Origin of the sequence: Fibrobacter succinogenes (genome assembly GCF_902779965.1) — a bacterium.
Taxonomy (GTDB): Bacteria; Fibrobacterota; Fibrobacteria; order Fibrobacterales; family Fibrobacteraceae; genus Fibrobacter; species Fibrobacter succinogenes_F.
In genome coordinates this window covers 52,521-63,364 of the sequence record NZ_CACZDK010000010.1, presented here as the reverse complement: position 1 = coordinate 63,364, position 10,844 = coordinate 52,521, and the positions used below count along the sequence as shown (strand labels likewise).

10 protein-coding genes are annotated in these 10,844 nt (G+C 47.3%); 7 read left to right on the top strand and 3 right to left on the bottom strand.

The genetic code is table 11. The features are described 5' to 3' along the window. Positions 1 to 39: 39 nt before the first annotated feature. Positions 40 to 1,428, top strand: coding sequence for a DNA repair protein RadA (radA, locus tag HUF13_RS06645; protein ID WP_173474391.1), 1,389 nt, complete (start codon positions 40 to 42; stop codon positions 1,426 to 1,428). A 129-nt stretch (positions 1,429 to 1,557) separates the two neighbouring features. On the opposite strand, the gene HUF13_RS06640 is transcribed toward radA, so the two are convergent. Beyond that, positions 1,558 to 2,871: a pentapeptide repeat-containing protein gene (locus HUF13_RS06640; protein ID WP_173474390.1), complete on the bottom strand. Its 1,314-nt coding sequence runs from the start codon at positions 2,869 to 2,871 to the stop codon at positions 1,558 to 1,560. A gap of 122 nt (positions 2,872 to 2,993) precedes the next feature. Between HUF13_RS06640 and HUF13_RS06635 the strand changes: the two genes are divergently transcribed. From HUF13_RS06635 to HUF13_RS06625, 3 genes are read left to right on the top strand one after another with little or no spacing between them, the layout of a single operon-like run. After that, positions 2,994 to 4,190, top strand: coding sequence for an NAD(P)/FAD-dependent oxidoreductase (locus HUF13_RS06635; RefSeq protein WP_173474389.1), 1,197 nt, complete (start codon positions 2,994 to 2,996; stop codon positions 4,188 to 4,190). 7 nt (positions 4,191 to 4,197) lie between these two features. Then, a complete protein-coding gene (locus HUF13_RS06630; RefSeq protein ID WP_072827180.1) occupies positions 4,198 to 4,644 on the top strand; it encodes a SufE family protein in 447 nt (148 codons plus the stop codon). A gap of 9 nt (positions 4,645 to 4,653) precedes the next feature. Beyond that, positions 4,654 to 5,346, top strand: coding sequence for a hypothetical protein (locus HUF13_RS06625; RefSeq protein WP_173474388.1), 693 nt, complete (start codon positions 4,654 to 4,656; stop codon positions 5,344 to 5,346). A gap of 158 nt (positions 5,347 to 5,504) precedes the next feature. Here HUF13_RS06625 and tsaE read toward each other — a convergent pair whose 3' ends face one another. Together tsaE and nspC are read right to left on the bottom strand one after the other, a co-directional pair. Then, entirely contained in the window at positions 5,505 to 5,918 is a 414-nt protein-coding gene (gene tsaE / locus HUF13_RS06620) for a tRNA (adenosine(37)-N6)-threonylcarbamoyltransferase complex ATPase subunit type 1 TsaE (protein ID WP_173474387.1), read from the bottom strand. Positions 5,919 to 6,134: 216 nt separating this feature from the next. Then, a complete protein-coding gene (gene nspC / locus HUF13_RS06615) occupies positions 6,135 to 7,262 on the bottom strand; it encodes a carboxynorspermidine decarboxylase (protein ID WP_173474386.1) in 1,128 nt (375 codons plus the stop codon). Between the two features lie 287 nt (positions 7,263 to 7,549). Between nspC and HUF13_RS06610 the strand changes: the two genes are divergently transcribed. From HUF13_RS06610 to HUF13_RS06600, 3 genes are all read left to right on the top strand, one after another. Continuing rightward, positions 7,550 to 8,131, top strand: coding sequence for a hypothetical protein (locus tag HUF13_RS06610; RefSeq protein ID WP_173474385.1), 582 nt, complete (start codon positions 7,550 to 7,552; stop codon positions 8,129 to 8,131). Positions 8,132 to 8,433: 302 nt separating this feature from the next. Further along, entirely contained in the window at positions 8,434 to 9,849 is a 1,416-nt protein-coding gene (locus HUF13_RS06605) for an ATP-binding protein (RefSeq protein ID WP_173474384.1), read from the top strand. Positions 9,850 to 9,894: 45 nt separating this feature from the next. Next, the gene (locus tag HUF13_RS06600) at positions 9,895 to 10,842 is read left to right on the top strand and encodes an iron ABC transporter permease (protein WP_304038897.1); all 948 of its coding nucleotides are present in this window, start codon (positions 9,895 to 9,897) and stop codon (positions 10,840 to 10,842) included. Positions 10,843 to 10,844: the final 2 nt, after the last annotated feature.

Here is a 10,844-nt window from a genome sequence, read left to right as displayed (position 1 = left end):
TGACACCTTTTGTCAGTACGTTTTGTTATATTGGTGCTCATGGTAGCACTAAATAAGTCTAAAAAAGAAATTGAGTATCTCTGTACGGAATGTGGAAATACGACTCCCAAGTGGGCAGGCAAGTGCCCGTTTTGCGGAGCGTGGAGTTCCCTTAAAGAACATGTAGTTGAAAGAGTCGCTGAGGTTGGGCGTGCTGGGCGCGGGCTCGGTGGCCCGGTGCACAAGGTTGTTTTGCTCAAGGATGTGGCGACGGAAGATACGCGCCGCTTGAGTACGGCGAATTCGGAGTTCGACCGAGTGCTGGGGGGCGGTTTTGCTCCGGGTAGCTTGGTACTGATTGGCGGCGATCCTGGCATTGGTAAATCCACGCTTGTGCTTACGACTCTTGCTACCATGAATGCGGCGGGTGTCAAAGCGCTATATGTGAGCGGCGAAGAAAGTGCGTGCCAGGTGAAGCTCCGCAGTGAGCGATTGAACGTTTCGGGGAGCGACATGATGCTCCTTTGCGAAACGAATCTCGAAAAGATTTTGGAACAGGCACGTGAGGTGAAGCCTCAGGTGCTTGTGATAGACTCTATCCAAACGGTTTATAAGAGCGACCTTGCGGGAACGCCTGGGTGCGCAACTCAGTTGCGCGAATGTACGCTCGACTTGATGGTCTTTGCGAAAAATTCCGGTTGCATTACAATCTTGATTGGGCATGTGACGAAGGACGGGCAGATTGCCGGTCCGAGAATTTTGGAGCACATGGTCGATACGGTGGTGTATTTCGAGGGCGACCGGAATCATCAGTACAGGCTTTTGCGAACCATCAAAAATCGCTTTGGCGCGACAGATGAAATTGGCGTTTTCGAGATGACGAGTCACGGACTCAATCCGGTGCTCAACCCGAGTAAGGTCTTTTTGCAGGAAGGCGTGCCGCCCACACCAGGGAGTGCCGTTTGCTGTACGATGGAAGGTTCTCGGGCGCTGTTGTTTGAGACGCAAGCGCTTGTGAACCAGACCAATTTTGCCGTGCCGCAGCGAGTGGCGGCGGGGATTGACCCGAAGCGTTTGACGATTATCCTCGCGCTTTTGGAAAAGTTTGGAGGTGTGACGATTGGGGCGTCGGATGTGTTTGCTAGTATCGCTGGAGGCATGAAGGTGAACGATGCTTCGTCGGACTTGGCGCTTGCACTTGCTGTTGCAAGCAATCATTTGAACATACCGATATCTAGGCAGACGATTGCGATTGGCGAACTTGGACTGTCTGGCGAGGTGCGTGGCGTAAGCCTCTTGGAACAGCGATTAAAAGAAGCTCATCGTTTGGGAATGACTGAAGCTGTAGTGCCTGCGAGTTGCAAGCTTTCCGAAAATGTAGGTTCCATGAAAGTCGTGAAAGTCCATAGCCTTTCTGATGCAATCAACTGGCTCATGGATAAGAAGTAGTTGTTAGGGGTTTGGATGTGGTTTGTGGTTAGTAAACAATGGTTAGAGGTCTGGGATCAGAGGGATGCGAGAAGTAAAATAAAAAGGACGCTCGATTGAGCGTCCCTAATTTCCGTTATTCAATTGGGCTTATTTTTCGCCCGGTCTCTTGAAACCGTAGGCGCGCGGATCAAAGCCGGCCGGGAACTTGGTTCTTTCGTTGTAGGTCACCTTCTTGGCGGTGAACTTTTCAATCTTTGCACCGGTCAAGTCTGCACCGGAGAAGTCCACGTCTTCCATCTTGGTGTCGGCATCGATCTTGACACCTTCCATCTTGGCGTTGAGGAAGGTAACCTTGATGAGCTTAGCACCGGAGAAGTTTGCACCGGAGAGCTGTGCATTGTTGAATGCAGAGCGTTCGATGGTGGAGTTGGCGAAGTTTGCCTTGGTGAGGTCGGCGTTGTCGAAGATGTCCTTGAAGACGTATGCACCGTCGAACACGGCCTTCATGAGTTCGGTGTAGTTGAACACGTTCTTGCTAACGCTAGCATCGAAGAAGGAAGCCTTGTTGAGCTTGGTCTTGTCGAAGGTGCTCTTGGAAACATCGCCCTTGTCGAAAATAACGCCGTTCAAGTCCTGGTTGTTGAACTTCATGTTCTTGACCTTGGACTGGGCGAACTTAGCCTTCTGGAGCTGGGTTCTGGAAAGGTCCACGTCATTGAAGGTGGTCAAGGAAAGGTCTGCTTCCTGGAGGTTCACGTTGTTGAACGTTGCACCGCTGAAGTTAGCCTGAGAAAGACCGGCCTTGGCGAAGTTCACATTGTTGAGCGAGACGCCCTTGAAGTTTGCAGCGATGAGGTTGCAAGCCGTGAAGTCCGTCTTTTCCATGGTGGTCTTGCGGAGGTCGCTATTAGCCATCAAGGAACGGGAGAAGTTCGTATTGGTGAGGTTAGCCTTGCTGAAGTCGGCACGGGTAAGGTCCATGTCCATAGCAGAAGCCTGAGTGAGGTCAGCTTTGCTGAAATCGCATTCGTCAGAGACCTTCATAGCGTCCATGCGGGCGTTCTTGAGGTTGGCCTTCGGGAATTTACTATCGAGAAGAGTTGCACGATAGAGGTTTGCGCCTTCGAGGTTTGCACCTTCGAAGTTTGCAGAACGAATGTCTGCGCCGCTAATCGTTGCACCCTTGAGGTTTGCGCCTTCGAAGTTTGCGCCGCTAATCACGGCATTACGGAAAGAGACTTCGGGAAGGTTTGCGCCTTCGAAGTCCGGAGACTCACCGGCAGAGCGCTGGAAGTCCGTAACGCCCTTGACGGCTCTTGCCTTCTGGAACTGATAGTTGTCGATACGCTTGTCGCGGAAGGATGTATTCAGGTCCTTACCTCTGAAGTCTTGCGCAGACACGTTAAGCGCAAGAGCACTAAGGAGGCAGAGACCAAATTTATAGACGTTCTTCATATTCATAGTCAAATTCCCTTTATGAAAAAGTAAATCAAATAACGGATAGCCCTAAAATAACTAAAAAATTTGCAAAACTAACAATGAAAAATAAAAACTGACCAAATAAATACTAATTTTACGTTGAAATGACAACTTTTCGTTCAAATTCTTACAATGCGGTGATTTGCGGTGCGGGGCCTGCCGGTCTTATGGCTGCTTTCCAGCTAGGAAAAATGACAGGCGGTGCCGGACGAATCCTTCTTTTGGATAAAAAGGAACCTTGGAAAGAGCCTATTTTTTGCGCCGAAGCTGTATCTACCCATCGTTTGAACGAATTGTGGCCGATCGACGAATCTTGGGTGCGCGGGAGTATTTCCGGTATTTACTTTACCTCGCCCAAGGGTTACAAGGCTGAATTTTACAGTAAAGATTGTGGGCGTTTGCTCGACCGTTCCAAATTCCATCATGCGATTGCCGATGCCTGCGTTGAAGCGGGCGTGGAGTGCCGTTTTGACGCTCTTGTTAAAAGCATTTCGCGTAGCGAAAATGGCTGGAATTTGAATGTCCAGGTGGGCGAAGAATTCTTTGAAATTTCGGCAAAAACGGTTATCGATGCAACGGGCCCGGGCTGCCGCCTCACTCGTGGAATCCCATGCCTAGAAGGGATTGAATCGGGTGATACTGACTTGGAACCGGGAATTTTTGCGGTGGCCGAGGGTATCGAACACAAGCGCGACCATATCGATTTGTTTTACGGGAGTGAATTCCCGGGCGGTTACGGCTGGATTTTCCCGCGTGATGGCAAGGAAGTAAATATTGGTTTTGTTCTTGCGAAAGATGTAAAGCCCGATATGCCTTTGCGCGAAAAGCTCAAGCATTTTATTGATACCCATTATCCAGGTGCTAGTATCAAGGCTATTTATGGTGGCATGATTGCTTGCGGCCAGTCCAACAAGCCGCTTGCCAAGTGCGGGCTTTTTAAGGCGGGGGATGCCGCCAGTTGCGTAAACCCGATGAGCCGTTCGGGGATTGTCGAAGCGCTTTTGAGCGGAAAGATTACTGCGGAAGCGGTTCACGAATGGCTGAATGCTACAGATGACGCATCCCGTGCTCGCATCGAAGCTTCTGTCCTTGACCGCTGGATGTCTTCTTTGGGAAAGTCCCATTTGCAGATTGCAAAGGCGAAACCCGGACTTGCAAAAATCAAGGACGAGCAGTTTGATAAGGCGGCAAAACGCTTGTCGAAGCTCCCGCGCGAGAAGCAAACTTTGCTCCGGATTTTCTTTGCTGTGTTGTGGTCTTGTCCGTCGGTAATTTGGAAAATGCGTTCTTTTTTGCACTAATATGAGTATGTCAGAAAGTATTGTTGATCGTCAAGAAAAGATTAGGGCCAAGTTCGCTTCGTTTAGCGATCCGGATGACAAGTGGAAATTCCTCTTGGATTTGGCTCGTGAGCACAAGGGCATGGATGCTTCGCTCAAGGCCGAAAAGTTCATAATTCAGGGTTGCGCTTCGACGATGTATCTTGTGCCGAAATTTGAAAACGGAAAAATTCATTTTGAAATGGATGTCGAAGGCGGTACGACGAACCCGCTCATTAGCCGTGGCTTGGGTGCGCTTGCCTTGCAGATTTTCAATGACATGACTCCGGCAGATATCCTTTCGGTGGACCCGACGTTTTTCCAGCAGATTGGGTTGAATGTGGGGCTTTCGCCGACGCGTTCGAATGGATTTGCTAGCTTGATGAAACAGATTTATTTATATGCACGCGTCTTTGACGCAATTTCAAAAAAGTAGGACTAATATATGTTTAGTTTTTTGAATGGAAAGAGCCCGTTTGACGAGGCTGAAGAAAAACTGGAAGCCGGTGAAACCATTAATGGGAGACCGAAGCTTTCGCAGACGCCGATTATGGGTTGGCAAGACGGTGTGTTCTTGCTCGTGCTCGCCGGTTTAATCGTGGGCGGGTATTACTGGTACCAATATACAAAGCAGCAAAGTGCAGAAGTGTTTGCCTCGTGCGATGCCATGTATGTCGCTGCAGAAACAAACGTTTTGAAGTATGCAGATGCTGAAGCCTGCTATAACGAAACGTGGGACTTGAGTTTCGTGAGCGATTCCATGGAAATCCTCCGCCAGAACCGCTTGGGCGCTATTGAAGATATGCGCAACCAGCAGAAGGATTTGTATGCCGATGCCATGGGCGCTATGGCTGCCCGCGATACGGTGGCTGCATATAATATAGTGAAGGATTACAAGGGCCCGATGCTTTTGAGCCAGGGTGACCGCAAGGATTGGAGTAAGATTGCCAATAGCGAAGAAGTTAAGGCTTGTGTGGCTGCCGCCGCTGCTCGCGCCGATTCGATTGCAAGGGAAAAGGCGATTGCTGATTCTTTAGCTCAGGTTGCTGCGGAACTCCGTGCAAAGGCTGTTGCTGATTCGATTCAAAAGGCGAACAAGAAACTTGCTCGCAAGGGTAAGCGCAAAAAAGCGCAATAGGTGATTTAGTCAGTAGTGATTAGTAAACAGTGGTTAGTAGGCAGTAAACAGTAATAGCTAGATAGTTAGGCGGCTTTGCCGCGATTATAAAACACTTCCTACTTCCTACCGACTACTTCCTACTGTTCCTTAACCACTAATCACTAACTACTGAAATATTATTTCGCGATTTTCTCGACAGTAATTTCGCGTTCAGTTTCGGAAACAATTTGAATTTTGACGACGTGGGTGATGCCTGCGTCGTTTTCTTCTAGGCGTTCGGGCCATTCGATGAGGCTGATTCCGCTTTCGAGATAGTCAGGGTCCATACCGACTTCATAAAGATCGGCGCCTCCTTCGAGACGGTAAAGGTCGAAGTGGAAAATGGGCGGGTTGTTCGGGTATTCGTGGAGGATGGTGTAGGTTGGTGAACAGACGGTGCCGTCGAAACCGAGCCCTTTGCAGATGCCGCGACTAATGACGGTTTTGCCAGCGCCGAGATTCCCGTACAAAGCAACCTTGTCGCCGACCTTGAGTTCTTTGGCGAATTGCAACGCCCAGTTGTATGTATCGTCTTCGCTTTTGAATTTCATTTTTCGCTCATAAAGTCTTTCTTTGTCATGCCCATCTTTGATATCCTTAACCACTCAAGGATATTCCCACCTAAAGGTGGCCATGCGCACTAAGGCAACAAGTTGCCAAGTGCTGTCCGCCCGGTCGGAGCCGGGAATGACAGTGAGAAAAACTGTTTTGACATTGCGTTTCCCTGTCTACTGCCTACTGTCTACTAATCACTGCGGCGAAGCCGCTTATAGCTTCTCCTTAAACTGTTCGTACGTGAATTTGTGCAGCAGGTGGAATTTGCCGCTTTCGTCAAACTTGCCGATGCTCGGGTGGCGCACTCCGTTGAAGAACGTGGTCTTGACCATCGTGTAATGGATCATGTCTTCGAAGATGATGCGGTCGCCAACTTTGAGCGGTTCGTCGAACGAATAGTCACCGAGCTGGTCGCCGGCGAGGCAAGAATTGCCTGTAAGTTTGTACGTATGAGTTTTTTCGCGCGGGAGTGCTGCACCGATGATATTCGGGCGGTACGGCATTTCAAGGCAGTCCGGCATGTGTGCACTGACGGAAACGTTCAAGATGGCGATGTCCATTTCGTTGTGGACGATATCGCCAACGCTGGCGACGAGTTCGCCTGTTTGCCAACCGATGGCTTCGCCCGGTTCCATGATGATTTGCAAGTGCGGGTAGCGTGCCGAAAATTCCTTGAGGATGCGGACTAAATCATCGCGATGGTAGTCTTTACGCGTGATGTGGTGACCGCCGCCGAAGTTCACCCACTTCATTTGCGGAAGGAACTTGCCGAAGTGTCTTTCGAATTCGGCAAGGACAATTTCGAGCGCGTCGGAATCTTGTTCGCAAAGCGCATGGAAGTGGAGCCCTTCGATACCGTCAAGGAGTTCTGGCTTGAATTCGATTTCGGTTACGCCGAGGCGGGAGTACTTGCCGCAGGGGTTGTAAATGTCGGTCTCGACTGAGGAGTATTCCGGGTTCACGCGGATGCCGGCACTCACGCCGTGGGCAAGCGTCTTGTCCTTGAAACGCTGCCATTGCGAAAAGCTGTTGAACGTGATGTGGTCGGCGGTATCAAGAATCGCGTCGATTTCGTCGTCTTCGTAAACCGGTGCGAAAACGTGAACTTCCTTGTTCATCTCTTCGCGCGCAAGGCGAGCTTCGTTAAGGCTAGAGGCGGTGGCGCCGGCGAGGTATTCGCCAATGAGCGGGAAAGAACGCCAGAAGCTGTAACCCTTGAGGGCGCAGATGATTTTGACGCCGGTCTTTTTCTGGATATCATCGAGGATTTCCATGTTGCGGCGGAGACGTGTTTCGTCAAGTACGAAACAAGGACTTGGAACTTGAGAATAGTCGAGCATGGTAAGAAAGATAGAAATTTCAAGATGCGGGTAGGGTTCTGCTTGGAGTTACGAAGGCTGCATGGGCCCCTCTTTGCGCCCACCCCATCCTTGCCTGTTGATTTTATTGCTGGCAACATGGGTTGAAAATTAGCTGTAGTGAAAAATTTAAATTTATTAGTGGAACAAATTATTTTGTATAATTTAATATAGATTTATAGGGGAAAACCTAAAGCTGCGAATTTATATGGTTACTTTAGAGTGAAAACTTAACATGGTGGAATTATTTCTTTTTGGAAGCGTATAAAATGAATAATAAGTTATTTTTCTTGATTCTCCTAGTTGCTGGTTTGTCGTTTGCTTTTGCGGATGATATGTCTGATTTTCGCGGGGTGCCCGAAACTGAAGCTTCGTCGGAAGTAGAAAATGTTTATTATCTAGTTGAGTTGGATAGTGTTGATATTTATAAAGAATTGATTGAGTTTGAAAATAAAGACGCTTCGTATGGAGCAAACATTGAGGGTATTGTATTTGGTGGTGGACTTGTTTGTGTAGGAACATTTTTTCTTGCTATTGGAATTTACGCGATAAATGAAACAAGTGATAGTGATGATGGGTGGGGTGAGGTTTTTGATAGGGTTGCTGGTGGAGTGTCAATAGGTGTCTCCATTCCATTTTACCTTTTGGGGATACCTGTTCTTGCTTATAACATTCATAAATACAATGTTCGCAAAGAACATGCAATCAAACGAGACCAATATCAAGAGGCTTTGGATCGTTATAAAGTAAGGATGCTGCAAGAAGGATGGCAGTCTGTTCAGTTAAGGGTTGTTCCTACACTGAATTTGGCTAATGCAAGCTTTGGTGCGAATGCGATATTGTCTTTTTAGTTTTTTTTGAAAATACCAGAAATTGGTAAATTAAAGTAAAGGCTAGACAGATTTCTGTTTAGCTATTTTTAAATTGAAAAAGTCTAATTGGAGGTGCTTTTTTGCGGCGGCTGTTGATTGGGTTTATTGCGTTTGAAAAATTAAAAGTGCTGAAATTATGAATTTTTATAGTCATTTCAGCAATATTTGTTTTGAAAAGTGCTGAAATGGTTTGTTTTAATATTGATTTCAGCAATTTTCGTGTTGAAAAGTGCTGAAATGGATTTTTTTTTATTATATTATTGAGGAAAGGAGGCCTCTCTATGCAGCCTGTTTTGGTTGGCCGTGAAAAAGAAACTCAATTGCTTCAAAAATACCTTGAATCCGATAAGTCGGAGTTTATTGCTGTTTATGGGCGGCGGCGTGTAGGCAAAACTTTTTTTATACGTCAAGTTGTTGGAAAAAATGCTGTTTTTTCTTTTTCTGGAATGGAAACTGCTTCTTTGGTGACACAGCTGGAAAATTTTCAACTTGCTTTGCAGAAAAAAATTGGAGAGTGTTCCAAACCGACAACATGGCTGTCGGCTTTTGACCAATTAGAACGGTATTTGGATAGCCTTGGTTCGAAAAAAAAAATTGTCTTTATTGATGAGTTGCCTTGGCTTGATACGGCAAGGTCTCTATTTGTGGGGGCTTTGGAACATTTTTGGAATAGCTTTGCTTCTGATCGGAATGATATCAAATTGATTGTATGCGGTTCTGCTACATCTTGGATGATTGACAAATTAATTTGCAATCGGGGTGGGCTTCACAACCGCGTTACTCATCAAATAGAGATAGCTCCGTTTACACTGAACGAGGCGGAACAATATTTTAAGATTTATGGCTTTGGCTATCGTCGAAAAGAAATTGCGGAATGTTATATGGCGTTTGGAGGGGTTCCTTATTATTATTCCCTGATGAATGTTGATGAAAGTGTTGCCCAAAATATTGACAGGCTTGTGTTTTCGAGAATTGGCGAGTTGCGACTTGAATTTCAGAATTTATACAGGTCTTTGTTTAAACAAAGTGCTGGGCATGAAGCTGTTATAGAAGCTCTTGCAACCAAGAAAATGGGAATGACAAGAAAGGAAATCTTGGATACGACTGGGCTTAATAACAATAAGGCTTTCTCGACTGTTTTGACGGAATTGGAACAGTGCGGTTTTACGCGAGAATACACTCCTATTGGAAATACCAAAAGGGATGTACTTATTCAACTTATTGATCCTTTTACGTTGTTTCATTTTTACTTTGAATCCGAAAATAAAAATCAGGATGACCATTTCTGGACAAATTCGCTTCGGTCGCCATTGTTCAAAACGTGGAGCGGGCTTGCGTTTGAAATGCTTTGCCTGAATCATGTCGCTCAAATGAAAAATGCGCTTGGAATATCAGGTGTTCAAAGCCGTGTTTGCAGTTGGCGTACGCATAAAAATAAAGTTAAAGGTGCTCAAATTGATTTGCTTATTGATAGGGCTGATCAGACGATAAATCTGTGTGAAATGAAATTTTCTAAGACGGAATACGAAATTACAAAGAGTGACTGCGAAAATTTTGAAAAAAAGATAGAGGCTTTTATTTCGGAGACGAATACGAAAAAATCTGTCATGTTCACGATGGTGACTTCGTTTGGTTTAAAGCATAATAAGTACAGTGGTTTTGTTCAGAAAGAACTTACGCTGGATGACTTGTTTTAAATTTTTTCGCGGAGGCTTATTTTGCGGCGGTTGTTGATTGGGTTTGTGACCCTGATTGTTTTGATTTTTTTGTTGTGTGTGGCGACGCTTTGCTTTGGCGCGGTGAACATCCCGTTTGCAGATGTGGTGCAGGCGCTGTTTAGCCCGGGTGCGGATGTTTCGTCGAATATCTTGTGGAACTTGAGAATCCCGAAGATGATTGCGGCGGTGCTTGCAGGCGCATCGCTTGCTGTGTCGGGCTTGTCGCTACAGACGGTGTTTCGGAATCCGCTTGCGGGGCCGTTTGTGCTTGGCATTAGCAGTGGCGCAAGTCTCGGTGTGGCGCTTGCGCTTTTGGCGGGTATTGGCTTTGGAAGTGTCGGCGTGCTGGGCTCGGCAGCGCTTGGGGCTTTGCTCGTGACGCTTGTCGTGATGTTTGCGGCGAGCCGTTTTGCACAGACGGGTGTGCTTTTGATTGTCGGGCTTTTGACGGGATACTTTATCGATTCGATTGTGAGCGTATTGATTGCTGGGAACTCTTCGGAATCGCTGCGTGTTTATGTGGCGTGGGGCATGGGTAGCTTTGGCCGTGTGACGCTTGGAGACGTTTGGATTTTTGTGTCTACTGTTATTGTGGGCATGGCGCTGATTGGTTTTTCGCTCCGTTATTTGAATGCTGCTTTGCTGGGAGACGATTTTGCGCATGGACTTGGGCTCAACGTGAAGCGTTCCAAAATTTGCGTGTTGCTTGGGGCAAGTCTTTTGGCGGGGGCAACGACGGCGTTTTGCGGGCCTGTTGCTTTTATTGGAATTGCGGTTCCGCATTTGGCGTATTTGCTTTTCAAGACGACGAATCATCGCGTGCTCTTGCCGGGGGCTGCGTTTTGCGGGATTGCGCTTGCGCTTTTGGGCGGGCTTTTCCCTGCTTCGGTGCCGCTGAATGCAGTGCTCTCGCTTGTGGGCGTTCCCGTGATTATGTGGGTGCTTGTGCGCGGTTCTGGTGCGCGGATGTAGGG